At 60.8% G+C, this 26435-nt stretch carries 23 protein-coding genes; 10 read left to right on the forward strand and 13 right to left on the reverse strand.

The features are described from left to right. Nucleotides 1–143: 143 nt before the first annotated feature. The 3 genes from pqqA to HGP31_RS10695 all read right to left on the reverse strand — a co-directional run bounded on the left by pqqA (nucleotide 144) and on the right by HGP31_RS10695 (nucleotide 3388). Nucleotides 144–215 carry a pyrroloquinoline quinone precursor peptide PqqA gene (gene pqqA, locus HGP31_RS10685; protein WP_003243383.1) on the reverse strand — a complete coding sequence of 24 codons (72 nt, stop codon included), beginning with the start codon at nucleotides 213–215 and terminating at the stop codon, nucleotides 144–146. A gap of 88 nt (nucleotides 216–303) precedes the next feature. Beyond that, nucleotides 304–2400, reverse strand: coding sequence for a PQQ-dependent dehydrogenase, methanol/ethanol family (locus HGP31_RS10690; RefSeq protein ID WP_168757663.1), 2097 nt, complete (start codon nucleotides 2398–2400; stop codon nucleotides 304–306). Nucleotides 2401–2455: 55 nt separating this feature from the next. Further along, a complete protein-coding gene (locus HGP31_RS10695) occupies nucleotides 2456–3388 on the reverse strand; it encodes a transporter (RefSeq protein WP_033044819.1) in 933 nt (310 codons plus the stop codon). Between the two features lie 258 nt (nucleotides 3389–3646). Between HGP31_RS10695 and HGP31_RS10700 the strand changes: the two genes are divergently transcribed. Next, nucleotides 3647–5551, forward strand: coding sequence for a sigma-54-dependent Fis family transcriptional regulator (locus HGP31_RS10700; RefSeq protein ID WP_168757664.1), 1905 nt, complete (start codon nucleotides 3647–3649; stop codon nucleotides 5549–5551). Nucleotides 5552–5604: 53 nt separating this feature from the next. Here the strand turns inward: HGP31_RS10700 and HGP31_RS10705 are convergent, their stop codons facing one another. Both HGP31_RS10705 and HGP31_RS10710 read right to left on the reverse strand, forming a co-directional pair. Then, complete coding sequence (locus HGP31_RS10705; RefSeq protein ID WP_168757665.1) at nucleotides 5605–5877, reverse strand: DUF4242 domain-containing protein; 273 nt, start codon at nucleotides 5875–5877, stop codon at nucleotides 5605–5607. Between the two features lie 92 nt (nucleotides 5878–5969). Continuing rightward, nucleotides 5970–7460, reverse strand: a complete 1491-nt coding sequence (locus HGP31_RS10710) for an aldehyde dehydrogenase family protein (RefSeq protein ID WP_168757666.1) — start codon at nucleotides 7458–7460, stop codon at nucleotides 5970–5972. Between the two features lie 273 nt (nucleotides 7461–7733). On the opposite strand from HGP31_RS10710, the gene HGP31_RS10715 reads away from it, so the two are divergent. Next, entirely contained in the window at nucleotides 7734–8762 is a 1029-nt protein-coding gene (locus HGP31_RS10715) for an AraC family transcriptional regulator (RefSeq protein WP_168757667.1), read from the forward strand. 79 nt (nucleotides 8763–8841) lie between these two features. Here HGP31_RS10715 and HGP31_RS10720 read toward each other — a convergent pair whose 3' ends face one another. Both HGP31_RS10720 and acmB read right to left on the reverse strand, forming a co-directional pair. Next, complete coding sequence (locus HGP31_RS10720) at nucleotides 8842–9765, reverse strand: transporter (protein ID WP_033044824.1); 924 nt, start codon at nucleotides 9763–9765, stop codon at nucleotides 8842–8844. 55 nt (nucleotides 9766–9820) lie between these two features. Next, nucleotides 9821–11005: a methyl acetate hydrolase AcmB gene (acmB, locus tag HGP31_RS10725; RefSeq protein ID WP_020801121.1), complete on the reverse strand. Its 1185-nt coding sequence runs from the start codon at nucleotides 11003–11005 to the stop codon at nucleotides 9821–9823. 373 nt (nucleotides 11006–11378) lie between these two features. On the opposite strand from acmB, the gene HGP31_RS10730 reads away from it, so the two are divergent. The 5 genes from HGP31_RS10730 (at nucleotide 11379) to HGP31_RS10750 (ending at nucleotide 17277) form a co-directional block, all read left to right on the forward strand. Beyond that, a complete protein-coding gene (locus HGP31_RS10730) occupies nucleotides 11379–12620 on the forward strand; it encodes an OprD family outer membrane porin (protein WP_020801120.1) in 1242 nt (413 codons plus the stop codon). Nucleotides 12621–12661: 41 nt separating this feature from the next. Continuing rightward, nucleotides 12662–14017, forward strand: coding sequence for a spinster family MFS transporter (locus tag HGP31_RS10735; protein ID WP_033044825.1), 1356 nt, complete (start codon nucleotides 12662–12664; stop codon nucleotides 14015–14017). 85 nt (nucleotides 14018–14102) lie between these two features. Continuing rightward, on the forward strand, nucleotides 14103–15077 hold the full coding sequence (locus HGP31_RS10740; protein ID WP_083348693.1) for an AraC family transcriptional regulator: 975 nt from the start codon (nucleotides 14103–14105) through the stop codon (nucleotides 15075–15077). A gap of 95 nt (nucleotides 15078–15172) precedes the next feature. Next, entirely contained in the window at nucleotides 15173–16282 is a 1110-nt protein-coding gene (locus tag HGP31_RS10745; RefSeq protein WP_020801117.1) for an NAD/NADP-dependent octopine/nopaline dehydrogenase family protein, read from the forward strand. After that, complete coding sequence (locus HGP31_RS10750) at nucleotides 16279–17277, forward strand: 3-hydroxybutyryl-CoA dehydrogenase (RefSeq protein WP_168757668.1); 999 nt, start codon at nucleotides 16279–16281, stop codon at nucleotides 17275–17277. The genes HGP31_RS10745 and HGP31_RS10750 overlap by 4 nt, the downstream gene beginning before the upstream one ends. Nucleotides 17278–17305: 28 nt before the next feature. Here the strand turns inward: HGP31_RS10750 and HGP31_RS10755 are convergent, their stop codons facing one another. Continuing rightward, on the reverse strand, nucleotides 17306–18199 hold the full coding sequence (locus HGP31_RS10755; RefSeq protein WP_033044830.1) for an alpha/beta fold hydrolase: 894 nt from the start codon (nucleotides 18197–18199) through the stop codon (nucleotides 17306–17308). A gap of 129 nt (nucleotides 18200–18328) precedes the next feature. On the opposite strand from HGP31_RS10755, the gene HGP31_RS10760 reads away from it, so the two are divergent. Continuing rightward, nucleotides 18329–18916, forward strand: coding sequence for a CGNR zinc finger domain-containing protein (locus HGP31_RS10760; RefSeq protein ID WP_168757669.1), 588 nt, complete (start codon nucleotides 18329–18331; stop codon nucleotides 18914–18916). Nucleotides 18917–18946: 30 nt separating this feature from the next. On the opposite strand, the gene gudD is transcribed toward HGP31_RS10760, so the two are convergent. Together gudD and HGP31_RS10770 are read right to left on the reverse strand one after the other, a co-directional pair. Further along, nucleotides 18947–20299, reverse strand: coding sequence for a glucarate dehydratase (gene gudD / locus HGP31_RS10765; protein ID WP_083348695.1), 1353 nt, complete (start codon nucleotides 20297–20299; stop codon nucleotides 18947–18949). A 41-nt stretch (nucleotides 20300–20340) separates the two neighbouring features. Next, a complete protein-coding gene (locus tag HGP31_RS10770) occupies nucleotides 20341–21705 on the reverse strand; it encodes an MFS transporter (RefSeq protein WP_083348696.1) in 1365 nt (454 codons plus the stop codon). A gap of 557 nt (nucleotides 21706–22262) precedes the next feature. On the opposite strand from HGP31_RS10770, the gene HGP31_RS10775 reads away from it, so the two are divergent. After that, the gene (locus HGP31_RS10775; protein WP_033044833.1) at nucleotides 22263–22973 is read left to right on the forward strand and encodes a FadR/GntR family transcriptional regulator; all 711 of its coding nucleotides are present in this window, start codon (nucleotides 22263–22265) and stop codon (nucleotides 22971–22973) included. Nucleotides 22974–23022: 49 nt separating this feature from the next. Here HGP31_RS10775 and HGP31_RS10780 read toward each other — a convergent pair whose 3' ends face one another. From HGP31_RS10780 to HGP31_RS10790, 3 genes are read right to left on the reverse strand one after another with little or no spacing between them, the layout of a single operon-like run. Continuing rightward, nucleotides 23023–23694, reverse strand: a complete 672-nt coding sequence (locus HGP31_RS10780; protein WP_020801111.1) for a GNAT family N-acetyltransferase — start codon at nucleotides 23692–23694, stop codon at nucleotides 23023–23025. A 17-nt stretch (nucleotides 23695–23711) separates the two neighbouring features. Next, nucleotides 23712–24158 carry a GNAT family N-acetyltransferase gene (locus HGP31_RS10785; protein ID WP_020801110.1) on the reverse strand — a complete coding sequence of 149 codons (447 nt, stop codon included), beginning with the start codon at nucleotides 24156–24158 and terminating at the stop codon, nucleotides 23712–23714. Nucleotides 24159–24160: 2 nt separating this feature from the next. Then, the gene (locus HGP31_RS10790) at nucleotides 24161–24790 is read right to left on the reverse strand and encodes an FMN-binding negative transcriptional regulator (protein ID WP_020801109.1); all 630 of its coding nucleotides are present in this window, start codon (nucleotides 24788–24790) and stop codon (nucleotides 24161–24163) included. Nucleotides 24791–24880: 90 nt separating this feature from the next. On the opposite strand from HGP31_RS10790, the gene pdxR reads away from it, so the two are divergent. Continuing rightward, nucleotides 24881–26413: a MocR-like pyridoxine biosynthesis transcription factor PdxR gene (pdxR, locus tag HGP31_RS10795; RefSeq protein ID WP_168757670.1), complete on the forward strand. Its 1533-nt coding sequence runs from the start codon at nucleotides 24881–24883 to the stop codon at nucleotides 26411–26413. Nucleotides 26414–26435: the final 22 nt, after the last annotated feature.

Here is a 26435-nt window from a genome sequence, read left to right on the forward strand (position 1 = left end):
ACAGCCGTAGAAATGAGGCGTTATTACCGGCCTCTTCGCGAGCAGGCTCGCTCCCACAGTAGATCGCCTTCCCCCTGTGGGAGCGAGCCTGCTCGCGAAGGGGCCATCGGTTACAGCACAAGACTCATGCCGTCACTACAGGGTCACCGGTTGGCGAAGTACATCGTGACTTCGAAGCCAATGCGCAGGTCGGTGTAGGCAGGTTTGGTCCACATGATCGAGTTCCTCATTGTTTTTGGGTTGGTTAGTTGCCCGGCAGGGTGGCGAGCGCGGTCATCCGGACTCGCCACTTTTACGCTACGTCTACGGCGTGGCCTTGGCCGCAACCGGTTGCTGTGCCTTGAGGTAAGCGGCGTACTCCTGGCTCATGATGTAGTGCTTGATCTTCTCGACATCGGCGGGCTCGAGGCTGTCCTTGAAGGAGGGCATGCCTAGCGGCCGCAGTACGCCGTCCAGGACAATCTGCTGGAACAGGTGGCGGCGCGATTCATCGGACTTGCGCAGATCGGGGATCAAGCCACCACTTTGCGCGCCCACCCCGTGGCAGACGGAGCAGTAGGCGCCGTACAACTGCTGGCCGGCGGCGATATCCGCGGCGGGAGCGTCGACCGGTGTTGGCGTGCGGTTCACCGCCACCACGGCTTTTTCCGGCAGTGGCGGAAGGGAGGCCTTGCCATCGAGCTTGAACACCAGCAGGCGGCTGAGGTTACCGGCTCCCGGCGCGACGGCGGCATCGCCTCCGATCAGCGGGGCGACACCGCCCCAACCGGCCATCACGGCGATGTACTGCTCACCGTCCAGGCTGTAGGTGATGGGGGCGGCGACGATGCCGGTCTGTGCGCCGAACGACCAGAGTTTTTTTCCCTTGTCTGCGGAATAAGCGACGAAGTTGCCGTTGGCCGTACCCTGGAACACCAGGTTGCCGGCGGTGCTGAGGGTGCCGCCGTTCCAGTAGTGATCGTAGGGTACGCGCCAGGATTCCTTTTGCTTGACCGGGTCCCAGGCCAGCAATGCACCGGAAACAGCCTCGCGGGGAATCTCGGTGGCGTCGGAGAAGCCCGCGCCGGTGTTGAAGCCCTTGCGCTTTATGAAGTCCTTGCCTTCGTTGCGATAGACACCCGGGATCTCCTGATAGGGAATATAAACCAGGCCGGTTTGCGGGTTGAATGACATCGAATGCCAGCCGTGCGCGCCGAAGGGGCTCGGCCACATGACGATGGGCTCTTTCTCGTAGCGCACACCGGGTGCCTCCACCGGCTTGCCGGTCGCCAGGTCGATCTTCTCGGCCCAGGTGACCTTGCCGAATTTTTCGGCAGAGAGCAGCTCGCCGGTCTGGCGGTCGATGACGTAGAAGAAGCCGTTTTTCGGCGCTTGCATCAGCACCTTGCGCGGCTTGCCGCCGATCTCCAGGGTCGCCAGGGTAATCTGCTGGGTGGCGGTGAAGTCCCAGGAGTCGCCCGGGGTCACCTGATAGTGCCAGGCCAGCCGACCGGTGTCCGGGTTGAGCGCGAGGATCGAGGACAGGTAGAGGTTGTCGCCGCCACCGGGGCTGCGCAGCTCGCGGTTCCACGGCGAACCATTGCCGGTGCCGATGTACAGCAGGTCCAGCTCAGGGTCATAGGCCATGCCGTCCCATACCGTGCCGCCGCCCCCAAGCTTCCAGTACTCGTCACCCTTCCAGGTCTTGGCCGCTTCGGCCAGCTCTGGGTGTTCGTAGGGCTGGTTCGGGTCGCCGGGCACCGTGTAGAAGCGCCAAGCCATCTTGCCGGTCTCGGCATCATAGGCGGAGAAGTAGCCGCGCACGCCGTATTCGGCGCCGCCGTTGCCGATGATGACCTTGCCCTTTACCACACGTGGCGCGCCGGTAATGGTATAGGGCTTGCTGTTGTCGGTGGTCTGCTGGCTCCACACCTCTTTGCCGGTTTTTGCATCGAGGGCAATCAGTCGCCCGTCCAGGGTGCCAATGAAGACCTTGCCGTTCCACAGCGCGACGCCGCGATTGACCGCGTCGCAGCAGGCGTCGCGGGCTTTTTCGCGGGCGATCTGCGGATCGAAGGTCCAGAGCGTCTTGCCGGTGCGCGCATCCACCGCCATCGCGCGGCTCCAGGACAGCGATGTGTAGAGCACGCCGTCGGCGAAGAGCGGCGTGGCTTCCAGGCCACGGTGGTTATCAAGGTCGAGGGACCAGGCCAGGCCCAGCTTGTCGGCGTTCTTCGCGGTGATCTGGTCCAGGGGGCTGAAGCGCTGTTCGTCGTAGGTGCGGCCATGGCTGAGCCATTGGCTACCGTCTTGCTTGCTGGCAATGATGGCGGCCTGGTCGACCTGTGCGGCGACGGCCAGCGGCGCCAGCAAGGCGAAGGCCAGGCCAGCGAGAATTCGGGATGCAGACTGCGTGTTCATAGACGCAGGACTCCTGTTATTGAAATTGGAATGAGACCCTGGCGAGCGGCAGTGGCTAGAACAACTGCAGGATGCGCAAGTTGATGCGGCTGTCCTCCTCGAAGCCGTTGTCCACCGCGATGTCCTGCCCGTAATTGACCATCAACTGAGTGCTCGGGGTGACGAAGTACGACGTGCCGACTGTGAATTTGCTGGTGCCCGGCTTGTCGTCCATATCTATGTCACTGATGTTGCTTTCACCGCCCCAGAGCTTCGAAACGCCCGCGCGCACATCGAAACGCTCGGTGAAGTTGTAGCGTAGAAAAGCCTGGCCCTGATAGAGAGGGTCCTGCTTCTGGGTTTCGCTGGCTCTACCGAAGTCGTCGTTGTGGCCAAAGAACGTCACGTCGCCGACCAGATCGAGGGTCAGCTTTTCGGTCAGGCCGGTGATATAGCCCGCTTGCAGGGCGAGCTTCCAGCGGTTCTCGCCGAGGTTGATCGCGCGGTCCTTGTCGTAGCTCCCAGTGGGTACGTAGAGGAACGGGGTGATGCCGAAGTAGCGGCGATTTTTCGGTTCATTCAGCAGCCAGACGGTGGCGGCAAGGATCAGGTCGCCAGTGCCGCTGTCGTTGCCCAGGTCTTGCAGATCATCCTTGGCTCGCAAGTTGCCGAACGGCAGGAGGAACTGCGGGTCGACGATGTAATCGCCAATCTTGGTGAAGTGCACGCCGCGCAAAATACCGATGTCGGAATCCAGGCCGGCATCGATCGGTACCTTGTGGCCGTCGGAGTAGAGGGCATTGCGTTCGGCATGCTGGTAATAGACCAGGCCCAGGTTGGTGCCTTCGGGAAGTGCGGTGTAATCGCCGGCATCGACGTCCACCGCCAGGGTGCTGCAAGAGAAACCGGCCAGCAGGCCGAAGAGCGAAGCGTGCAACAGATGGGCCAGGCGAAACTTGTGTGGTGGCCAGCCCGGGCTGCGAGGAGCCGGCTCTGTGCTCATTTTCATGACATTACCTTTATTGTTTTTGTTTATGATCAACTTAGTGCCGGAGCGGTTATCCGGACTAACGTGAAGTCATTGAGCAGAGCTTGTGCCAGCTTTTTCTGGATTAATAAAAAAGCTTTTAAATCAATGGCTTGAGTAATAATAAGAAGTGTCGAAGGCCGTGCGGGAAGAGTCCCGCTGTATCGCTGGCTCAATTTGAGACAGTGGCTTGGGGTCGAGCTGGCCCACTTCGAGACATTCGGCCGCGAGACGCATGCCATGCCCAAATCCAACAGCCCCGCGACACCCCCTTCGCGCAAGCGTTTCGTCGACTCACAAATGATCGAGAGATCCTGGCAGCGCTCGCAGAATTACGGCCTGTGCCAGCGCGACAATCTGCTGTTTGACGCGCCGGTGGTTGCCAGTCGCGAGCAGATCGCTGAAAGCAATCGCCTGTTGCTGACCTGCGCCGCTCCGGAGATGGAGCAGCTGCACGCCGCCTTGTCGCCGAAAGACTGGGTGCTGGCCTGCCTCGATCTGGAAGGCGTGGTACTCAGCAGCCTGGGCCGACTCAGCCCGGACAACCGCGAGTTGAATCAGGTGTTCCGCGTCGGTGCGCAGATATCCGAACAAAACGTCGGCACCACCGCACCAAGTTGCGTCCTCACCGAGCGCGACTCGGTATTTTTTGTCGGCGAGGAGCATTACCTGGAGGAGGCTCGCCAGTTCTCCTGCCTGGCCACGCCGATCTTCGGCCTGGATGGCGGCATAGTCGGGGTACTGGACGCCAGCAGCAAACATGGCGTGCCCTCGGTGTACACCCTCGATTCCCTGGTGTTCGCCGCGCGTGCCATCGAAAACCGCATGTTCGCCCAGCTCGGCGATGTGCTGCTGGTGCACTTGCACCATCGCCTGGACATCCTCGGCACGCCACTGGAAGGCCTGCTGGCCTTCGATCCTGCCGGCAAACTGCGCTGCGCCAACCGCATCGCCGCACAGTTGTTGACGCTCGGCGAGATCCAGGCCGGCCTGGACTTCGCCGAACTGTTCGACATGCCCTTCGTTCATGCCACCTGTTACTGCCGCCACGACCTCAGCGCGCCGTTGCGCCTGCGCAGTCACCACCGCGGCGAACTGCATGCTTGCATCACGCTCGGCCCCGGGCAGAAACCGATGCGGGGACAGCCTCCGGTACTCTCGCGTGCGAAAACCGCCGAGCCGCTGCCACCGCCGCAAGCCGGCCCCTGTCTGCAGGATCCGGCCCTGCAGGAGGCTCTGGCCCGCGCACGCAAGGCCTTCGCCCGCGACATCCCGGTATTGATCAACGGCGAGACAGGCACTGGCAAGGAGGTCTTCGCCCGTCTGTTGCACGAAGGCAGCAGCCGCGCTGGCGAAGCCTTCATCGCGATCAACTGCTCGTCCATTCCGGCCAGCCTGATCGAGTCGGAATTGTTCGGCCACGCCGAAGGTGCCTTTACCGGCAGCCGCAAGGGCGGCGCCAGCGGCAAGATCGAGCAGGCGCACAAAGGCACCCTGTTCCTCGACGAGATCGGCGACATGCCCCAGGAGCTGCAGGGTCGCCTGCTGCGCGTGTTGCAGGAGCGCAGCCTGACCCGCCTTGGCAGCAGCGAGGTGATCAAGGTGGACTGCGCGCTGATCTGCGCCACCCACCGCGACCTCAAGCAGCTCAGCGCCAACCATGGATTCCGCGAGGATCTCTACTACCGCATCAACGGCCTGCGCGTGGTGCTGCCAGCGTTGCGCGAACGGCACGATCTAGTGGAACTGATCCAGCACCTGTTGTGCGCCGAAAACACCGCACAGCAGGCGCCCAGGCTGAACAAGGCGGCGCTGCAGGCGCTGTTGGCCTATCGCTGGCCTGGCAATGTCCGCCAGCTTTACCAGACCCTGCGCCTGGCCGCCGCCCTGGCCGAGAATGAAGGCGAGATCGGCCTGCAGCACTTGCCGGACGACGTAATGGAGGTTGGTGATACCCCGGCCTCGCCAGCGGCAGGCAGGCCGCAGTCGCAGCCGCAGGCGGGGGATACCCTGCAGGCCTCCAAGCAGCGTGCAATCAAGGCGGCGGTGGAGGCGAGCGGCGGTAACCTCTCGGCTGCCGCGCGCAGCCTGGGGATCGGGCGCGCGACGCTGTACCGCAAGCTCAAGGGGATGCAGGAAGATTAACGCCACGGGCAAGACCTCGCTCCACGAGGAGCGGCGGCCTTGCGCACGAGGTCCTAGCGGGCGGTGTTCGCGCCGATGATATCGAGCACTTCGGCCACGCTGTTGGCCGGGAAGCCGCCTTGCTCGGCATGTTCGCGGATCAACTGTTCGTTAGCCGCGATGTACTGGCAGTAGACCTTGTCGCCTGTCACATAACTGTGGAGCCATTGGATGTGAGGCCCCATGGTGCTGAGCACGGCACAGGACTTCTGCGAGATGGCCCGGAGTTCCTCGGCCGAGAGTTTTCCAGCTCCCGGGATTTCCCGTTCGATGACATATTGAGGCATGACAGTTCCTTCAAATGAGTGGTGAGCGATGACGCATCACCCGAGATTAAAAAGGCAGAGACCGCGCAAGCCGGCCCCAGCCTGAGAAGGGGTTACAGCTTGATCATCACCGTCTTCAGTTCGGTGTAGTGGTCGATCGCTGCCGCACCCAGTTCACGGCCGACGCCGGAGAGCTTGTAGCCGCCGAAGGGCAGCACCGGGTCGAGGGCGCTGTGGCAGTTGACCCAGACCGAGCCGGACTTGATGCGCGGTATCATGCGGTGCACCGCGCTCATGTCATTGGACCAGATGCTGGCCCCCAGACCGTAGCTGTTGTCGTTGGCCAGGTGCACGGCCTGGTCGATGTCGTCGAAGGGCATGGCCACCAGCACCGGGCCGAAGATTTCTTCCTGCACCAGGCGATGCTGCTGGTCGACGTCGACGATCACCGTGGGTTGGACGAAGTAGCCGGGGCCGAACTTCTCGCCGCCGCAGGCGATGGTGGCGCCCAGTTCGCGGCCCATCTCGATGTAGTTGTGCACCCGATCCTGTTGCTTGGCGGAGATCAGCGGCCCCATGGCCACGCTGGGGTCCAGGCCGTTACCGAGCTTCATGCCATTGGCGATATCGACGATGTCGCCCACCACCCGGTCGAAATGCTTGCGGTGCACATACAGGCGCGAACCGGCGCAGCACACCTGGCCCTGGTTGAAGAAGATCGCGCTGGCGGCACCGGCCGCGGCCACCTGCAGGTCGGCGTCCGCCAGGACGATGGTTGGCGATTTGCCGCCCAACTCCAGGGTCACGCGAGTCATGTTGTCCATGGCCGCCTTGCCGATCTGCTTGCCCACTTCGGTGGACCCGGTGAAGGTCAGCTTGTCTACTCCCGGGTGATTGCTCAGTGCCGCGCCAGCGTTAAGACCGGTGCCAGTGACCACGTTGAACACGCCGGTGGGGTAGCCGGCTTCCAGCACAAGCTCGGCCAGCTTGAGGGCACTCAAGGGTGTCTCGTCGGCAGGCTTGAGTACCAGGCTGCAACCGGTGGCCAAGGCCGGGCCGAGTTTCCAGCAAGCCAGCATGAAGGGAAAGTTCCAGGCAACGATGGCGCCAACCACCCCAACCGCCTCGCGGCGGATGAAGGCGTGGAATTGGCTGTCCGGCATCAGCGGCAGGGACGGGTCCACAGTAGTACCCGAGACCTTGGTGGCCCAGCCGGCCATGTAGCGCAGGGAGTCGATAGACAGTTGGACGTCCACCAGGCGTGCCATCTGCACGCTCTTGCCGTTGTTCAGGCATTCCAGCTCGGCGATCACCTGGGCGTCGCGCTCGATCAGGTCGGCCAGCCGCCACAGCAGGTTCTGCCGCTCGCGTGGGCGCATGTGGCTCCAGGCGGAGTCATCGAAAGCGCGTCGCGCGGCTTGCACGGCGCGATCCACATCGACATGGTTGGCGGACGGCACGTCCAGCAGCAGCTTGCCGGTGGCCGGATTGCGCACGGCCATCGTCGCGCCGCTGGCGGCGTCCATCCATTCGGCGCCGATCAGCATGCGCGATCGTCTGGAGAGGAATTCAACGGTCTTGGGATGCAGTGGAAGGTGTTCCATGGGCGAGGCCTCGTTGTTGTGATTTTTGTCCCAAGCCCCGGAGCAACGCCTGTGCCAGCCTGCTAAAAACGCCGTGGCGCCGGGCGTGATGCGTTGCCAATGAGCATTGCGCACAGGTATGACGAAGGCAGGGCTGTATCGAACCCGTACAACTGTTTCAGAACGGGACAGTCACCATCAAAAAGCTCTTTACGCAGGGTCACTGGCACCGGATGATCCCAGTCCAGCAAGAGCATTCACCCGACCCTAGAAAAATAAAAAACAGGTGTCTTCATGCTTCTCGACCATGCGTTGTTAACAGATGTCAGCGGCAAGCCGATACGCCAGCAGCACAAAGTTTTTTCAACCGAGTGGGATGAAATCAGCGCCTGGTCGGATCGCGTTTACATGCCCTATCGTGTCACCCCCAAAGGGCAAGCCATCAAGCCTCGCGCCACCATGCATTCATCCAGGATTGGGGAGTTGACGCTGACCCGTTTTGGTTATGGCGTGGCGGTGAGCGTCGATGATTTTTCGCCTGAGGCGGGGAATGCCTTGCTGCTCACGACCATTGGCGGCAATGCCCGGCATTGGACACAACGTTCAGACACTGAAGATACGGCAGTGGGTGAGTCCTTCATTGCCGATTGCAGTCGTGTCGAATACCGGGTTGACCTGGATCCGGATCACCTGCAACTGAATCTGACCCTTCCACATGCAGTGTTGGAGCAGATGGCGCAGCAGTGGTTTGGGTTCGTGCCCGACGATCGATTCTGGAGGCATAAGTGCATCATCGGTGGGGTCGGTTCGAGCTGGCTAAGTCTGCTGGAGTACACGGTTCGGTGTGTTGCCGAAGCTGGCGAACACATGACTGAGGGACGTATGGGGGCTCATCTGCAGCAAGCGCTGTGCGTTCATCTGTTGCGAGAGTGGGCTGGCCGCGCCGCACAAGCCGGACTTGATTTCAACAGTCCAAAGAACCGGATTGCGCCCCGCTACGTGAGGGCTGCCGAAGAATTCATGAGTGCCAATGCAGCTAGCCTGCCGACGATGGCAGAGGTTGCCAGTGCGGTCGGGACCAGTGTGCGGGCATTGAGTGGGGCCTTCTCGCGCTTTCGCGGTATGACGCCCGGTGCGTTCCTGCGCGAGCAGCGGCTACAGGGGGTACACCGCGATTTATGGGTGGCGGATCCAGAGTCGGGCGCGACAGTTTCTGCCATTGCCTTTCGATGGGGTTATCTGAACCTGGGTGATTTCGCGGGGCTCTATCGCAAGCGTTTCAGTGAACTGCCGTCACAAACCTTGCAGCGCCGGTTGCGCTAGCGGCTTGATGAAAAAAAGGGCACCGAGAGTAACGTCAACGCCACTCTCGGTGCCTACCAACCCAGCCAATCGCAGCGGGTCAGAACACCCACAGCAACCGTAGGTTAACCCGCTGTTCTTCCTTGAAACCATTGTCGACCGATACGTCCTGGCCGTAATTGAGCAGGGCCTGGAAGGTCGGGGTCATCCAGTAGGATCCTCCGACACGATACTTGCTGGTACCGGGTTCATCGTTCTGGTCCTGGCCATCGATGCGCGTCTCGCCGCCCCAGAGTTGAGACGCGCCGACGTGCACCGACAGCTTGGGTGTAACGGCGTACCTGAGGTAGGTCTGGGCTTGCCATAGCGGCTTCTGGCGCAACGTCAGGCCTTGACTCGTGAGGTCGTCATTCTTGCCGAACAGCGTGACGTCGGCGGTGAGGTCCAGGGACAATCTGTCAGTGAGGCCGGTCACATAACCGGTCTGCAACGTCATCTTCCAACGGTTTTCACCGAGGTTGAGTGCATCGTTGCGGTCATAGCTACCGGTCGGCACGAACAGGTAGGGCGCAATGCCCCAGTAACGGTTCTTCGCCGGATCGTTCACGAGCCACAGGGTCGAGGCCAGAATCAGATCACCCGTGCCACTGGTTTGTCCCAACGCGTCGTTGTCGCGTGTTCCTTCCAGGCGACCGAAGGGCAACAGGAACTGCGTATTGATCGTGTAGTCACCCAACTGCTGGTAATTGGCGACGCGCAGTATGCCGATATCCGAGTCGAGTCCCGCTTTGATCGCAACCTTGTGACCGTCACTGTAGAGCGACCGCCGCTCGGCATGCTGCAGGTAGAGCAAGCCGATATTGCTGCCGGCTGGAAGCGCAGCGGCGTATTCGCCGGCGTCCACATCGATGGCATGGGCGTTGCCGGCCAGGGTGGCCAGCAGCAATGCGGCACCGATCATTGAAGTATCCAATGCGCAAGCTGAGAAACGAGCGCGCGCAGGGGTACGCGTGGAGATCTCCATGAGTCACCTGTTTTTGTTTTTGTAGGTTTTAGAGAGGGGTGAATCAGGAACCGGCTCAGCGGCTCAGGTTGCGGTAGGCCGCCGTTTCGAAATCCAGATAACCCTGGGTCGATACAGGGTCTACGAATGGCAGTATCTGGGTGGCCCAAAAGCCACCGATGCCATTCTTGCGATCGATCCAATAGAAGAGATTGGCCAATCCAGCCCACGCCAAGGAGCCCGCAGGGCGACCGGTGGGAGCGTCTTGTTCGTTGATCATGAAACTCAACGCCCACGACTTTGGCATGCCGGGGAAGAATTCCGCAGTATGGGAAATACTCGGAATCACGCAGGGAAGGGCTTTTATCTTCAAGTTGTCGAGGCCGTTTTGCTCGGCGAAACGAATCGTCTCCGGCTTCAGGATCCGTCCGTGATCGCCTTGTCCATCGTTCAGCCAGGCGCGGATGAACAGGCAGTAATCCTTGACTGTCGAAAACAGGCCATGGCCTCCCATATGCACTTCGGGTTCCGGCGGGAGGAGGGAGCCTTCGACCGGGCTCAGCGATCCATCCTCTTCACGCTGGTGCATGCCAGCCCGTCGCTGGAGCATTGACGGGGTCATGGTGAAGGCCGTGTCGGTCATGCCCAGAGGCTCAAAAATACGCTGTTGCATGACTTCACCCAGGCGCTTGCCGGTAATGGCCTCGACCACCAGGCCGGCCCAGTCCATGTTGGAACCGTATTCCCACTGCTCACCCGGCTCGAACAGCAAGGGCGTTTTCAGGGCAGCCAACGATCCGCTGATGATGCTGGGTTGTCGTTGCTCCTGGACCAGCCTGTTGTAGTGTTCGTTGAAGAATTCGTAACCCAGGCCTGCGGTGTGAAGCAGGAGCATTCGGGTGGTGATGTGATTTTTCGCAGGGCGAAGCCGTGGGGTGCCGTCGCTATCAAACCCTTCGAGCACCTTGAGTTCGCCGATCATCGGCAGGTAGTCCCTGGCGGGCGCATCGAGATCCAGTCGGCCTTCCTCGACCAACTGAAGCACGGCCGTGGCGGTTATCGCCTTGGTCGTGGAAAACATCGCGAAAACACTGTCGGTCGTCATTGCCTCTGGTTGACCGAGCGTTCGTTGCCCTGAAGCACCCTCGTAGAGCAAACCGTCTCGCCCGGTGACGGCAGCAACGACGCCTGGGACGCGCTGCTGCCCAACGGTGACGGTTTCGAGTATCTGGTCGAATGCTGATGTAGAACCTGGATTCATTATTCTTATTCTCCTTAAACCCAACCCTGGTGCGCTTGGCTAGCGCCTGGAGCGGGATGTGCAGTGACAGGACTGATTGGGCCGACGTGAAGCGATGAACGTCGGGCCAGGGGAGATTAAGAAAATAAAACCGGAGCGTTTGTCGGCTGCCGGCAGAGGGTGTCGGAATCCGGCATTTATCCAATTACCTGCTTCGCCTAAGGGAAACCTTTAGCCGCACGGGAGATTTCCCCCCTTCGGATGCTGTTCATCTTGATACCGGCGCGGCGTCTACTCGCTTACCTTGCGCACACAGGAAGCGTGTCGTCGTAGCGGACTGTTCCATTGAGCTCGCCTTGCGCTTACCCCATAACAATAAGAATGGAGATATCAGGTGAAGCAATCTTGCCGTGGGCTCGGTATTGCCAGTGTGATCGGGGTTATCTGTTCGCCATTGGCAGCTCATGCCGATGTGATCGATGACAGTCATTTCAAAGTGGATACGCGTAACTTCTACTTGCACCGAAACTACACCAACACCCATGCACCGGTGTCTGAAGTGCACAGTTGGTCTCAGGGTTTCGATGCGCAATTTACCTCCGGCTACACCGACACGGCCTTGGCCATTGGCCTGGATGTGGATGCGCAATACGCCGTGCGTCTGGATTCCTCGGGCAACGACGGTTCGCTGCCGTACAGTGTGAGCGATCAACAGACGGCCAATGACTACAGTCGCGCCGGTGCGACCTTCAAGATGCGCTACAGCAAGACCGAGTTAAAGGTGGGTGACCTGCGCCCGCAATTGCCGGTGGCGTTCGATGACCCCAGTCGACAGCTGGATACCATCTATCAAGGGGCCGTGGTCGAGTCCAAGGAAATTGACGGATTGACCGTGACCGGTGGCCGCTTCTGGTCTGCCGTGACACGGGAGTCTTCCAATCACGAAAAGCTCTACAAGTTTGGCTCCACCGATAATCTCGACAGTGACGGCCTGGATTTTGGCGGCGTCACTTACGACATCAGCAAGACGTTGCAAGCCAGTTACTTCTACGGCGTCCTGCACGATATCTACCAGCAGCACTATTTCGGCCTGATGCACATGGCTGACCTGGGCAATGGCTACAAACTTAAAACCGACTTGCGCTACTTCAATAACAATGAAGACGGCAGTGCCTTGAACGGTGAAATTGACAACCGCTCCTACGGTGCCCTGTTCAGCTTGCTCAAGGGGGCGCACATGTTCGGCCTCAGTTACCAGCGCATGCTCGGTGACAGCGTGTTCCCGACCATGAACGGCTATATCCCGCAACCTTACCTGGTGCACTGGTCGTCCCTGGGTTTTGTCCGCCCCGATGAAAAGTCCTGGGGCGCGCGCTACAGCTATGACTTTGCCGGGATGGGCGTGCCGGGGCTGAAATTCTACACGCGCTACATCAAGGGCACGAACTGGGACCGCGGCGGCAACTTGAGCGACAACCAGGAAAGCGAACGCTACCTGGGGCTCAATTACGTGGTACAGAGCGGGGCGCTGCAAGGCCTTGGACTGGACCTGCGTAACATCGATGTGAAACAGAAGTACGGCTACGACTACAACGAGTTCCGTGTCGCCACGACCTACACGTGGAAGTTCTGGTAAGCGCATTGACTCCATAACAATACAAATAGGAGCAAAGACTAGTGAATATACAGGTCGATAACCCGGTCCTGCAGCGCAAGAAAACCTACGTCTACGAGTGGTACGTGGTGGCGCTGTGCATGATCGCCTACATCTTTTCGTTTGTGGATCGGCAGATCCTGGCGCTGATGATCGAACCGATCAAGGCCGACCTGCAGATCAGCGACACCCAGTTCAGCCTGCTGCACGGGCTGGCCTTTTCGTTGTTCTACGCCTTCATGGGCATGCCCATCGCCTATCTGGCTGACCGCTTCTCCAGGCCGAGGATCATCGCCGTCGGCGTGGTGTTCTGGAGCCTGGCGACCGCAGCCTGCGGCCTGAGCAAGAACTTCCTGCACATGTTCCTCGCGCGCATTGGCGTCGGCGTTGGCGAAGCGGCCCTGTCGCCCTCGGCCTACTCGATGTTCAGCGACATGTTCCCCAAGGAGAAACTCGGTCGCGCCGTGGGCATCTACTCGATCGGCTCGTTCGTCGGTGGCGGCCTGGCCTTCCTGGTGGGTGGCTATGTGATCGCCATGCTCAAGGACATGAACACCATCGAGGTCGCCTTTCTCGGCGCGATGAAAGCCTGGCAACTGGCGTTCTTCATTGTCGGCCTGCCCGGTATCGTGGTCGGCCTGTTGATCTGGCTGACCGTGCGCGACCCAGCGCGTAAAGGCCTGCAGGTCGATGCCCAGGGTCGAGCCAAGAAGGTCGCCATGAGCGATGGCTTGCGCTTCCTGGGTCGTCACCGTGCCACTTTCACCTGCCATTACCTGGGCTTTTCGTTCTACGCCATGGCGCTTTTTTGCATGATGAGCTGGAGCCCGGCGTTGTACATCCGAAAGTTCGGCCTGTCGCCGATGGAGGCCGGCTACATGCTCGGCACCGTGCTGTTGGTGGCCAATACCGCCGGCGTGCTGTTCGGTGGATGGCTCACCGACTACCTGGCCAAGAAGGGTCATCAGGACGCGGCGATGCGCACGGGTGTCATCGGTGCCCTGGGCATGGCTGTACCGGCCGTGCTGTTCCCGCAAGCCGATCAGCTGTGGCTGTCGGTGACCCTGCTGGTGCCAGCCATGTTCTTCGCCTCGTTCCCGATGCCGGCATCCACGGCGGCGATGCAGATCCTCGCGCCGAACCAGGTACGCGCACAGGTCTCGGCGGTGTTCCTGCTGATCAGCAACCTGCTGGGGTTGGGCCTGGGCACCACGCTGGTGGCGCTGTTGACCGACCGCTACTTCGGTTCGCCGGCAGCGGTGGGCTCGTCGATGTCGTTGGTGATCGCCGGTGCGTCGGTGTTGACCGTGTTGTTGCTCTGGCGTGGTTGCCGGCGTTTCCGCGAAAGCTATGCGCGGGAGTATCCGAGCCGCGCTTGATTGGTCATAGTTCATGATCGGTGCCTCGGCCCCGCTGCGTTTGTATGCAGCGGGGCTGAAGCACTTCCAGGCCAGGAGAATCCCGATGTTGAATGACGTACACCTACTGGAGCGGCATAGCCTGCTCAGCTCGGCCGATTACCGCGAGATCAAGGACAAGGTCAGTCATTACCTGTGTCCGCACAGTTTCAACGTGCTGCGTGACGAGCCGATCCATACCCGGCTCAACGGCGTATTCTTCGGTACTTCGGCGCTGCTCGACCTGCGCTATGGCGCGCCGGTGGAGATCAACATCGGCGACATTGCCGATCAGTACCTGTTTCGCATCACCTTGCAGGGGCATTGCGAAGTGGCCCACGGCCGGCGAAGTGCGGCGATGCAGTCGGGCTGCCTGAGCGTTTCCTCGCCGTTCGCGCAAAGCCGCATCGTCACCGATGGCGAGTGCCGCAACCTGATCCTGCGCGTCGACCGTGATGCCCTGCAGCTGCAACTGCAACGCCTGCTCGGGCGCAGCTTGCGGCAGTCGGTGATCTTCGATGTCAGCGTCGACCCGCTGGGCGCCGGCGTGGTCAGCCTTTATCACACCCTGGACTACATCTGCCGGCTGTACGGCAGCGGCGTGGACGGATCGCGGCTCGCCAGCGGCTTGTCCGATTACCTGATGCAACTGCTGCTCACCCAGCTGCCACATAACTACTCGACGGATCTGTTGATCGATTCGCGCGCGCCGCTGCCGCACCACGTGAAGAAGGCCCGTGACTACATCGAGGCGCACCTTGGCGAGTCGATCAGCCTGGCGACCCTGAGCGAGCTCTGTGGCGTCTCGGCCCGCACCTTGCAAAACGGCTTCAAACAGTTTCTGCAGCAGGCGCCGGTCGAGTACATCCGTGAGCGTCGCCTGGCGGTGATCCACGAATCGCTGCAACAGGGTAATACCTGCGAAAGCGTCACCGATATCCTGTTGCGCCACGGCATCAACAGCTTCGGGCATTTTTCCAGTGCCTATCGGCAACGCTATGGCTGCCTGCCGTCGGACACCCTGCGCCGACACAAGCATTAAGACTTCTGCGTAATCCGTCAGTCGGCTGCGCAATCGGGAAAGTCCGTGGCGGTGCAGCCCGATAGCATCGAGTCTCTTACAAGAGGAGCAACTCGATGAATATTACCGTGCTGGGTGGGGGACATGGCTGCTACGCCGCAGCTGTCGAGATGGCTGAAAAGGGGCATCAGGTCCGCCTGTGGCGGCGCGACTCGGCAGCGCTCAAAGAGTTGCTGGCCATCGGCAGCCTGACCATCAGGGACTATCGGGGTACCCGTCAGCTGTCCGTCGGCAAACCGGGCGACAAACTGTCGTTCACCGACGATTTGGCCGAAGCCCTGGGCGACGCGCAACTGGTGATCATCCCGCTGCCATCGACCTCCCACGAAGACCTGGCCAGGCATGTGGCGCCGCATCTGCGCGATGGCCAGGTGGTGTTCCTGCCACCGGGCACTTTCGGCAGCTACGTGTTTGCCAAGGCCATGGCTGATGCCGGTAACCTGGCCAAAGTCGCCTTCGCTGAAACCGGTACGCTGCCGTACCTCGTACGCAAGCATGGCGCCAGCGAGCTGGTGATCAGTTGCTACGCGACCCGCCTGCCGACTGGCGTGTTCCCCAGCAACCTGTCCGAGCACGCCTTCACGGTATTGCGCGAGGCCTACCCGAGCGTTGAACCGATCGAAGACGCCTTGAGCGGTGCGTTGATGAACGCAGGTCCCATCATCCACCCACCGCTGATCATGATGAACGCAGGTCCCCTGGAGCATTTCGAAGCCTGGGACATTCATAACGAAGGCACCCAGCCGTCGATTCGTCGCGTGACCAACCAGCTGGACGCCGAGCGCATGGCCGTGCGTGAAGCACTGACCTACGGCGCACCGCACTTTCCCCTGGCCGACCATTACAACACCAGCGAAGGCGAGGCGTGGATGTACGGTCGCGGTGCCCATGGCAAGCTGACCGACAGCGGTGACTGGCGCGAAGACATCGACCTGCAGACCCATCGCTACATGCTCGAAGACACCCGCCTGGGCCTGTCCTTCCTGGTGTCCGTTGGCCGTTGGGCCGGTGTGCCGACCCCGGTTGCCCAGGGCCTGCTGAGCATCGCTTCGGTCGTTGCCGAACGTGATCTCTACGCCGAAGGCCGCACCCTGGAAAACCTCGGTCTGGCCGGGCTCGACCGCGAACGGATGACCGAACTGCTGACCAAGGGCTTTCAATCATGAGCATTGAATTGCCTCAGGTCAGCGTGGTCGGCGCCGGCCGGATGGGCGAGGGCATTGCCCTGGCCTTCATCCATGCGGGCTTGCCGGTTACCCTCATTGACATCAAGGAGCGCGCCGAGGATGAGCGCGACGACTACTTCGAGCGCGTGCGCAATAACATCCGCGGCGAACTGCTCATGCTGGTTCGCCTCGGAGTGCTCCAGCCGGAACAGGCGGACATCGCGCTATCGCGCTTGACCCTGCAAACCCGGGACCGGGCCTGCGAGGCGTTGCGCCGATGCGAGCTGGTGTTCGAAGCCGTGCCGGAAGTCATCGAGGCCAAGCAACAGACGTTCGCCTGGGTCAGCGAGCATGTCCCGGCGTCGGCGATCATCGCGTCGACCACCTCGACTTTCCTAGTTACCGAGTTGAGTGAAATGGTCAGCACGCCGGCGCGCTTCGTCAACGCGCACTGGCTCAATCCCGCGCACCTGATGCCGCTGGTGGAAGTCAGCCGCAGCGCCGCGACCTGCCCACAGGTGGTCGAGCGGCTGCTGCAACTGCTCAAGCGCATCGGCAAGGTGCCGGTGGTGTGCAATCCGGTGGCGGGCTATATCGTGCCGCGCATCCAGGCACTGGCGATGAACGAAGCCGCACGGATGGTGGAAGAGGGCGTGGCCAGCGCAGAGGATATCGACACAGCCGTTCGCATTGGCTTCGGCTTGCGCTTCTCGGTACTGGGACTGCTCGAGTTCATCGACTGGGGTGGCGGCGACATTCTCTACTACGCCTCGCGTTACCTCAGTGGCGCGCTGGCGCCGCGCTTCGAATCGCCACAGGTGATTGCCGACAACATGCACAACGGCCGCAACGGCCTGCGCGACGGCCAGGGTTTCTACGATTACCGTGAACTGGACGTGGAGGCCTACAAGCAGCAGCGGATGGGAGCCTTTGTGCAAAAGCTGGCGTCGTCGGGGTTGACGCCAGCGTTCGATGGCGCGTTGGCTCAGGCCTGAGCATCAGGGCCCGGATGCCGGGCCCTGACTACGCGACGTTTGAGTTGATGTCGTTGCCCACGACTTCGACGATGCGCCGGGCAATATGGTCGACGTGGGTCTCCAGGGCGAAGTGGCCGGTATCGAGCAACTCGACCACCGCATTGGGGTTGTCGCGCTGATAGGCCTCGGCGCCCGGTGGAATGAAGAAGGGGTCGCCTTTGCCCCAGATCGCCAGCGTTGGCACCTGGGTGTCGCGAAAGAACTGTTGGAATGCCGGATACAGCTCGAGGTTGTTCTGATAATCAAGGAACAGGTCGAGCTGGATGTCCTTGTTGCCGGGCCGCTCCAGCAGAAGCGCGTCCAGATGGTACGCCTCGGGTGCGATCACCTCGGGATGACTCACGCCCTCCACATACTGCCAGCGCGTGCCTTCCAGATGCAGGATGGCATCCTTGATCACCTGGCGATTGGCGGGCGACGGGTCGGCCCAGTACTGGCGGATCGGCGCCCACGCATCCCCCAGACCTTCGAGATACGCATTGCCGTTTTGCGAAACAATCGCGCTCACCCGATCCGGGTAAGCCAGCGCCAGGCGCAAGCCAGCGGGGGCGCCGTAGTCGAAGAAATACATCGCATAACGCTGGAGTCCCAGTACATCGACAAACTGGCGCAGCGTCTCGCCGATCGCATCGAAGGTGTAGACGTAGTGACGTTCAGCCGCCACTTCGGTGAAGCCGAATCCGGGCAGGTCCGGCGCGATGAGGCGGTATTTGTCCGCCAGCAGCGGGATCAGCTCGCGGAACTGGTGCGACGAGCTGGGAAAGCCGTGCAGCAGCAACAGTACCGGCGCGTCGACAGCGCCGGCTTCGCGATAGAACACCTTGACGCCGTCGGCTTCGACGAATTTGTAGGCAACGTTGGTGTGTCGGGAAGTGGTCATTGTTCATTGATCCTGTAACTGTATAAAAGTGTTTTTACGGGTTACTTGAATCTATTCTGCATGGATTATGTAACTGGTCAAACTATTTTTATGGGTTACAATCTGTCTGGTTATTCCCCGGAGATTTCCATGACTGACAACGTCCCCCCCCTTGAACTGCCTGCGCCGCTGCTACTGGCCGATCACCCGGCACTGGACCTGCTGAACACCCGCATGATGGTCGATGGTCAGCGGCAAGACTTGCTCGGCACCGATTCCGATGCGGCGTCGTGGCTGCAGCAGTCGGGGTTCGGGTGGGTGACAGGCGTGGAAGGGAGCGACGGGCATTTGCTCGCCCGATTGCGCAAGCTGCGCGACAGCATCGAGGGCCTGGTCGCAGCCCGCCGGGAAAATCGCCTGGCGGATCCGGCAGCGTTGAATGCATTTCTGTTGGCGGCGGTGCCGCAACTGGTGTGGGAGGAGGGCGGCGCGCCGGTACTGGATCGCTTCCGTCAGGGTGATGCCGCCAGCCAATGCCTGAGCCGGCTGGCTTATGCCGCTGCCGAGTTGTTGGCTGAAGGCGATTTCAATCTGGTGCGCAAATGCGAAAACGCGGAATGTTCATTGATGTTCTATGACCGCACCAAGGCGCACAAACGGCGCTGGTGCAGCATGGCGCTGTGCGGAAACCGGCATAAGGTCGCCGAGTTCCGCAAGCGGCGCCAGGGTGCAACTTAGGGTTAGGGCACCTGGCTGTGGACCTGTCAGTCAGCGCACCAGGCAAGGTTGCTTGTTGTTGAAGCGCCAGCCCGGAATCAGGAACTGCATCGCGACGCTGTCATCCCGCGCGCCAAGACCCATGCCTTTGTACAATTCGTGAGCCTTGGCCACCGCGTCCATGTCGATCTCTACGCCCAGGCCATGTCGGGTCGGAACCTTTACGTAGCCGCCTTCGATCTTCAGCGGTTCCCGGGTCAGGCGCTGGCCGTCCTGCCAGATCCAGTGCGTGTCGATCGCGGTGATCTCTCCCGGTGCGGCGGCTGCTACCTGGGTGAACATGGCCAGGGAGATATCGAAGTGGTTGTTGGAATGCGAGCCCCAGGTCAGGCCCCATTCGTGGCACATCTGGGCAACACGCACTGAGCCTTGCATCGTCCAGAAGTGCGGGTCGGCGAGCGGGATGTCGACCGATTGCAATTGAATGGCGTGGCCCATTTCGCGCCAGTCGGTCGCGATCATGTTGGTGGCGGTCTTCAGTCCGGTGGCACGGCGGAATTCGGCCATGACCTCGCGGCCCGAGTAGCCGTTTTCTGCACCGCACGGGTCTTCGGCGTAGGCGAGGACGTGATGCTGATCGCGGCACAAACGGATGGCTTCTTTAAGCGACCATGCACCATTCGGGTCAAGGGTGATCCGTGCGTCAGGAAAGCGTTCAGCCAGCGCGGTGACCGCTTCGATTTCTTCATCGCCGCTCAACACACCGCCCTTGAGCTTGAAATCGTTGAAGCCATATTTTGCGCTGGCTGCTTCTGCCAGGCGCACGACGGCTTCGGCGGTCATGGCTTTCTCATGACGAATCCGGAACCAGTCGTCTTCAGCGTCGGCCTCGTTACGGTAAGCCAGGTCCGTGACATGGCGGTCGCCGATGTAGAACAGGTAGCCAAGCATCTTCACCGCATCGCGTTGCTGCCCTTCGCCGAGCAATGCAGCCACCGGCACCTCGAGGAACTGACCCAGCAGGTCGAGCAGCGCGGCTTCCATCGCAGTCACCGCATGAATGGTGATGCGCAGGTCGAAGGTTTGCAGGCCGCGACCGGCCGCATCCCGGGATGCAAAGGTGCTACGCATCTGGTTGAGGATGCGTTGGTACTGGCCTATGGGCTGGCCGATCACCAGGGCGCGAGCGTCTTCGAGGGTCTCACGGATGCGTTCGCCCCCCGGAACTTCGCCCACGCCAGTATTACCGCAACTGTCCTTGAGAATGACAATGTTGCGGGTGAAGAATGGTCCGTGGGCGCCGCTCAGGTTCAGCAGCATGCTGTCGTGGCCCGCGACGGGTATGACTTGAAAATGGGTGACGACAGGTGACTGGGTGGCGTTGGCAGAATGTTCAGCGTTCATGGCAAGTTCCTACGAGTATGGTCGTTCAACGAACAATGGAGTCAGTGCGCTTTGACTGTCGCATGCGTTGAAGCAGCGTTCGGTGGTGTCAGCACGGGTGATGGCTTGGGTGAGGTCCTGGCAAAAAACACCAGTATCGCGGCAAGAACCGAGGTGCCGGCCAAGCCATAGAGGCCGCCCTGGATCGACCCGGTCGTCTGTTCCAGGAAACCGAAGGTCGTGGGTGCCACGAAACCGCCCAGGTTGCCGATCGAGTTGATCAGTGCAATGACGGCGGCGGCGATGCGTGCATCCAGGTAGCCCTGGGGAATTGGCCAGAACAGCGATGACGCCGACTTGAAGCCGATGGCGGCAAAACAGATGGCAACGAACGCGAAGATCGGCCCGCCGGTGGTGGACAGGAACATGCCGGCAGCTGCAATCAACAAGGCAGTTGCAACCCAGGCTTGCTGAAACTTGAACCTGCCCGACAGCGCAGCGAAGCTGTACATGGCGATGATCGAGATCAACCATGGGATCGAGTTGAAGAAACCTACCTGTACATCACTCAGGTCACCCATCTTCTTGATGATGCTGGGCAGCCAGAAAGTCGCTGCATAGATCGTCAGCTGGATGCAGAAGTACAAGGTGCAGAACAGCAGGATCTGGCGATCTTTCAGGAGTTTGCCAATGGTCGGTTTTACGCTGGTCAGGGCTTCACGTTCGCGTTGCTCCTGATCGATGGCGCCGACCAGCGCATCCTGCTCCTCGCGTGTCATCCACTTGGCGTCATGGGGTTTGGAATCAAGCCAGAACCAGACGAAGAAACCGAGGAACACCGAGGCCAGGCCTTCTATGGCGAACATCCATTGCCAGCCGTGAAAGCCAAAGCCTTCGATTTGCAACAGGGCACCCGACAGCGGACCGGAAATCAGCGAGGCAACGGCTGAGCCGCTGAGGAAAATGGCGATGGCTTTGCCGCGCTCGACGCCTGGCAACCAGCGAGTGAAGTAGTAGATCACGCCTGGGAAGAAGCCCGCTTCGGCGACACCCAACAGAAAGCGCAGGATGTAGAAGTGGGTTTCGTTCTGGATGAACGCCATCAGCGTGGCGACGATGCCCCAGGTGAACATGATGCGGGTCAGCCAGATCCGGGCGCCGACCTTTTGCAGCAATATGTTGGAGGGCACTTCGAACAGTGCGTAGCCAATGAAGAAGAGGCCTGCGCCCAGGCCATAGGCGGCAGCGCCAATCCCGAGGTCATGTTCCATGTGCGTGCGCACGAAACCGATGTTGACCCGGTCGATGTAGTTGAGGATGAACATGATCACGAAAAGCGGGAGCACATGTCTCTTCACTTTGCTCACGGCGCGCGCGAGAACCGAATCATTTTCTGGAACGACAGATGCGTTGCTTGAATTGTTCACAATTCAAATCTCCCACTGATTATTTTTATGCGGGTTTGAGCGTGATAGCGGCGGCCTGGCTGCCGGTTATTGCTGTCGAGTTACCAGGCACCGAGCGCCTTGATCAGGGTCGCGTCGGGGTCGGTCAAAGGAAAAGGCAGGGAGGTCTTGCGAGAGGAGGGACTTGAGTACTTGAGGATTCATGGGATTCGCCTGCATCGATGGTTTTTGTTTAGATGTCTGGAGCGGGTTAAGTTGATAGACATCATACAAGTGGTTTTTTGAGGCTGCAATGCGGCGGATGGTGTTTTGTGTGCATAACGACGTGAAAAAATAATGTATTTGGTTATTTTATTCAGTATTTATAGGGGTTTAACTGCAGCATTGTGCCGGGTCTGAGAGGCTGGACCTGTCATTCAGCTGGAAGGTGTCCCGAATTAATCAGTTCTTTATAGATGTGTTGTCATACAAGTAGGAGTCTTTTCTAACCTGGTGTAGCGGGGGTGCATTCGCATTTCGCCAGAGAATCTCCGGTGGGTGTTAAGCTCTGTGAAGCAAAATTCCGTGGACTCGAACCTATGCAAATTGAAAGCGGAACCCCTGTCCGCAGACGCTCCAATAATCTGGCTCAGGGCGTGGTCGAAGCACTGACCCAGCGCATTTTGCTCGGCCAATTGAAGCCAGGCGAAAAGCTGCCTTCGGAATCCACCATCGTTCTCGAACATGGCGTGAGCCGCACTGTTGTCCGGGAGGCTATCTCCAAGCTGCAAGCTTCGGGGCTAGTCGAGACACGACACGGAATCGGCACATTCGTGCTGGAGCAACCCTCCCAGCCAGGGCTGCGCCTGCATGTGGATACCGTTGCGAGTGTCCGCAGCATGCTGGAGCTGAGATTGGGCCTGGAGGTGCAGGCGGTTGCACTGGCCGCTATGCGCAGAACCGACGATCAGCTCGCGCGTATGCGTCAGGCCTTGAGTGATTACCAGGCTTCGCTGGCGAACAACGATAGTTGCGTCGAGCAAGACAAGCGCTTTCACCAGATCATTGCCGAGGCGACCGGTAATACGTTTTTCACGGAAATCATGCAGCACCTGGGCAATGCCATGATTCCTCGTACCCAGGTGAAGGCCGACGAACGTGGAGGCGCCGACTTTTCGCAATTGGGGCAGCTGGCGAATCTGGAGCATGAAGCGATTTTCAACGCGATCAAGCGACAGGATCCCGATGCGGCTCGAGCAGCGATGGTGCTGCACCTGACCAACAGTCGGGATCGGTTTTCGGGGAGTTGAAGGGGGGCTGAAACCGTGGCAAGGGAGCTTCCACTCCCTCACTGATGTCTTACCCCCGACACTCCACCAGGCTTTTCACCTGTCCAGAATCCGTCTGGTTCTCATCACTCAACCAGCGTTCGAACCCTGCGCCAATCGCCGGCCATTCCGAATCGATGATCGAATACCAGGCGGTGTCGCGGTTCTGCCCCTTGACGACCATGTGCTGGCGGAACACGCCTTCGAAACTGAACCCCAGGCGCTCGGCCGCGTACTTGGAGCGGGCGTTGGCGTTATTGCATTTCCACTCAAGGCGCCGGTAGCCGAGGGCGAAAGACTCCTTGGCCAGCAGATAGACGGCCTCGGTGCTCTTGGGTGAGCGTTGCATCGGCGCGCCGAAGGTCACGTGGCCGATTTCAATGCGGCCCTGGGCCGGGACGATCGACATCAGGCTGAGGATCCCTTGTACTTCGCCGCTGGCGCGGTCGATCACGCTGAAGAAGTAGGGATCGCTGCTGGCGGCGTGGTTGTTCAGCCAGTCGTTGAATACGCTGCGCTGCGGGAAAGGACCGTAAGGCAGGTAGTCCCACAGTTTCGGATCGGCACCCGGGCCTTGCAGGGCGTTGAACAAATCGTCGCCGTGGCGCGCCGGGTCGAGTCTTTCCAGGCGGATGAAACGTCCTTCGATCAGTTGGGCTGTCGGGGCCGGGACGCCTTTCCAGTCGGCGAGTGAAGTCGGCATGCTGTTCTCCTTGAACGTTAAATGGCTTTGCGAAACTGGATGAAACCCGGACGCTCAGCGATGCGCTCGTAGAGCTGGATCGCAGTGGCGTTGGTTTCGTGGGTCAACCAATGCACCTTGTTGCAGCCGTCGGCCTTGGCCGTGGCGTAGACGAATTCGATCAGCTGACGGCCAACGCCGGTGCCGCGGGATTCGGGTGTTACCAGCAGATCCTGCAAGTAGCAGGCGTTTTCAATGCTCCAATTGGAGCGATGGTAGATGAAGTGCACCATGCCCACCGCTTTGCCGTCTACCCAGGCGAGGGCGGCATGGGTGGGTTCGTTTGGGTCGAGCATGCGTTGCCAGGTGCTTTGGCTGACGGTTTCTGGCAGTTCCGTGTTGTAGAAACGCAGGTAGGCCTGCCACAGCGGCAGCCAGTCGGCGTGGTCGTCGGCGCTGACCTGGCGGATGTCGATCTGGTTCATGTTCATTCCTTTGGCATCAAGTGGGCGAGGGCCTGGTCGTGTGCGTCGGCGCTGGCGGCCAGCCCTTCGCGCACGCCGGCAATGTCGGCGGCGTTGCGGTTCTGGCTGAGCTTGCGTTTGCCTTCCAGGCGCTGGATCGGCAGGGCGAAGCCGACGATGGCCTTGAGCATGCCGTCGATGTAATCGGCCGGGGCATCGGCGACTTTCCACGGTTGCGCGCGACCGGCTTCATGGCGCTCGGTCAAGGCGCTGACCAGTGAGCGCAGGCGCTCGGCATCGGTGAACACCTCAGCGCTGCCATAGGCGTGCACGGCCACGTAGTTCCAGGTCGGCACGACTTTGCCGTCCTCGGCTTTGCTCGGGTAGAACCCGGGGCTGACATAAGCCTCGGCGCCGGCAAAAATGACCAGCGCTTCGGCGCCGTCCTGCAGTTCTTTCCACTGTGGGTTGGCCTTGGCGAAATGGCCATACAGGGTTCCGTTCGGACCCTCGTCGGTATTGAGCAGCAAAGGCAAATGACTGGCTTGCAGGCCTTGTTCGCCATGGGTAACCAGCAGGGCGAGGCGAGTGCCGAGCATCTGTTGCTGCAGCTCATGCAAATCGTTGAAGGCAAAGGCGCGGGGCGTATACATGGAAATATTCCTTGGCGAATGCCTGCATCCTAGGCAGGCTATTGGTCTGTTGTAAGAGCCATTAACGATAAATTTCATAGGTCCATTGTCATGAAGGATACGCCGCTGTCCTTGTCCTTCAATCCGGCGGGTATCGAGCTCGACCGCCGCCAGGGCTTGAGTCGCCAGCTTTATCAGGCCTTGCGGGTTCGAGTGCTCGACGGGCGCCTGGCCAGCGGCACGCGATTGCCGGCGAGTCGGGACCTGGCGGCGGCCCTGGCGATTTCCCGCAACAGCGTGGTACGGGCCTACGACCAGCTCTACGCCGAAGGGTTTATCGAAGGGCGGGTGGGTGACGGAACCTATGTCGCACAATTACCCCAAGCACCGTTCCCCGGCAGCAAAACAGCGCCGAAAGCCCCGCCAGGCACCTCTCTCAAAGGCCTGGATGTGCCTGTGTTGGCGGCCGGTCAAGTCGCTCGCAGCGGCGCATTGGCGCGGGTGGAAAACAATCATTTGCCGACGCCTCCGAGCGGTCCGCCGCGCGCTTTTCGGGTCGGTGTGCCGGCATTCGATCTGTTTCCGTTCGAGGTGTGGGCCAAGCTGAATGCTGCGTTCTGGCGCAAACCGGATCTCCAGCAGTTGTGTTACGGCGCACCGCAAGGTGATGCGCGATTGCGCGGGATGATCGCGGCGTATTTGCGCAGTTCCCGCGGCATGCAGTGCGCGGCGGAGCAAATCGTCGTGACCAGCGGCGCGCAGCAAGGGATCAGCCTGTGTGCGCAGTTGCTGGTGGAACCGGGGGACGGTGTGGCGGTGGAAAACCCCGGGTATCGGGCGGCCGGTCATGCGTTTGCGGTGGCGGGTGGGCGATTGCACGGCATCGCCGTGGACAGCGAGGGCATCGATTGCAGCGAGCTGGCGCGCCTGGGCGATTGTCGTCTGGCCTACGTGACGCCCTCGCATCAATACCCCTTGGGCGTGGTGATGAGCCTGGCGCGACGCCTCGAATTGCTGGCCTGGGCCGAGCGCAACCAGGGCTGGATCGTCGAGGACGATTATGACGGCGAGTACCGATACAGCGGCGCACCGCTGGCGCCGTTGGCCGCGCTCGATCGTCACGGGCGGGTGCTCTATGTCGGTACGTTCGGCAAAGTCGCCTTTCCCGCTCTGCGCCTGGGCTACCTGGTGTTGCCGCCAGCATTGGTCGAGGCATTTGCCCAGCGGCGTGCGGTGGATGTCCGGCATTCCGAGGTAAGCACACAGGCGGTGATGGCCGAGTTCATGGCCGCCGGGCATTTCCAGCGCCACGTGCGGCGCATGCGACGTGCCGCGTTGAGCCGCCGCAACACGCTATTGGCCAATTGGCCCGCGGATATCGCCGGTGTGGGTCACCTGCCAAGTGTGGCAGCCGGCTTGCACATGACGGTGATGGTCGACTCTCTGGCCCGTGAGCGTGAACTGATAGAGGCTGCGTCCAGCGTCGATGTCGAGATCAATGGCCTGAGCAGCTATTGGCTAGCGGATTCGAACAACACGCCCGATCAACGCGCCGGGTTGGTCCTGGGCTTTGCCGCGGTGCCGGAGGAGGCGATCAGCGCGGCACTCGAACGTTTGGAAAAGGTCTGGCGCAGGACTCGCTGAAGCGCGAATCCTGGCGGGTGCG

This window comes from Pseudomonas umsongensis, from assembly GCF_012647205.1.
In the GTDB taxonomy this organism is placed as follows: domain Bacteria; phylum Pseudomonadota; class Gammaproteobacteria; order Pseudomonadales; family Pseudomonadaceae; genus Aquipseudomonas; species Aquipseudomonas umsongensis.

What these genes read in the sequence shown, in the direction of transcription:
- HGP31_RS10740 (WP_083348693.1), top strand. Translation starts at nt 14,103, where the DNA reads ATGTTGAATGACGTACACCTACTGGAGCGGCATAGCCTGCTCAGCTCG.
- HGP31_RS10700 (WP_168757664.1), top strand. Translation starts at nt 3,647, where the DNA reads ATGCCCAAATCCAACAGCCCCGCGACACCCCCTTCGCGCAAGCGTTTC.
- HGP31_RS10785 (WP_020801110.1), bottom strand. Translation starts at nt 24,158, where the DNA reads ATGAACCAGATCGACATCCGCCAGGTCAGCGCCGACGACCACGCCGAC.
- HGP31_RS10745 (WP_020801117.1), top strand. Translation starts at nt 15,173, where the DNA reads ATGAATATTACCGTGCTGGGTGGGGGACATGGCTGCTACGCCGCAGCT.
- HGP31_RS10720 (WP_033044824.1), bottom strand. Translation starts at nt 9,765, where the DNA reads ATGGAGATCTCCACGCGTACCCCTGCGCGCGCTCGTTTCTCAGCTTGC.
- HGP31_RS10690 (WP_168757663.1), bottom strand. Translation starts at nt 2,400, where the DNA reads ATGAACACGCAGTCTGCATCCCGAATTCTCGCTGGCCTGGCCTTCGCC.
- HGP31_RS10715 (WP_168757667.1), top strand. Translation starts at nt 7,734, where the DNA reads ATGCTTCTCGACCATGCGTTGTTAACAGATGTCAGCGGCAAGCCGATA.
- HGP31_RS10755 (WP_033044830.1), bottom strand. Translation starts at nt 18,199, where the DNA reads ATGACCACTTCCCGACACACCAACGTTGCCTACAAATTCGTCGAAGCC.
- acmB (WP_020801121.1), bottom strand. Translation starts at nt 11,005, where the DNA reads ATGAATCCAGGTTCTACATCAGCATTCGACCAGATACTCGAAACCGTC.
- HGP31_RS10780 (WP_020801111.1), bottom strand. Translation starts at nt 23,694, where the DNA reads ATGCCGACTTCACTCGCCGACTGGAAAGGCGTCCCGGCCCCGACAGCC.
- HGP31_RS10775 (WP_033044833.1), top strand. Translation starts at nt 22,263, where the DNA reads ATGCAAATTGAAAGCGGAACCCCTGTCCGCAGACGCTCCAATAATCTG.
- pdxR (WP_168757670.1), top strand. Translation starts at nt 24,881, where the DNA reads ATGAAGGATACGCCGCTGTCCTTGTCCTTCAATCCGGCGGGTATCGAG.
- gudD (WP_083348695.1), bottom strand. Translation starts at nt 20,299, where the DNA reads ATGAACGCTGAACATTCTGCCAACGCCACCCAGTCACCTGTCGTCACC.
- HGP31_RS10710 (WP_168757666.1), bottom strand. Translation starts at nt 7,460, where the DNA reads ATGGAACACCTTCCACTGCATCCCAAGACCGTTGAATTCCTCTCCAGA.
- HGP31_RS10760 (WP_168757669.1), top strand. Translation starts at nt 18,329, where the DNA reads ATGACTGACAACGTCCCCCCCCTTGAACTGCCTGCGCCGCTGCTACTG.
- HGP31_RS10695 (WP_033044819.1), bottom strand. Translation starts at nt 3,388, where the DNA reads ATGAAAATGAGCACAGAGCCGGCTCCTCGCAGCCCGGGCTGGCCACCA.
- HGP31_RS10750 (WP_168757668.1), top strand. Translation starts at nt 16,279, where the DNA reads ATGAGCATTGAATTGCCTCAGGTCAGCGTGGTCGGCGCCGGCCGGATG.
- HGP31_RS10705 (WP_168757665.1), bottom strand. Translation starts at nt 5,877, where the DNA reads ATGCCTCAATATGTCATCGAACGGGAAATCCCGGGAGCTGGAAAACTC.
- HGP31_RS10790 (WP_020801109.1), bottom strand. Translation starts at nt 24,790, where the DNA reads ATGTATACGCCCCGCGCCTTTGCCTTCAACGATTTGCATGAGCTGCAG.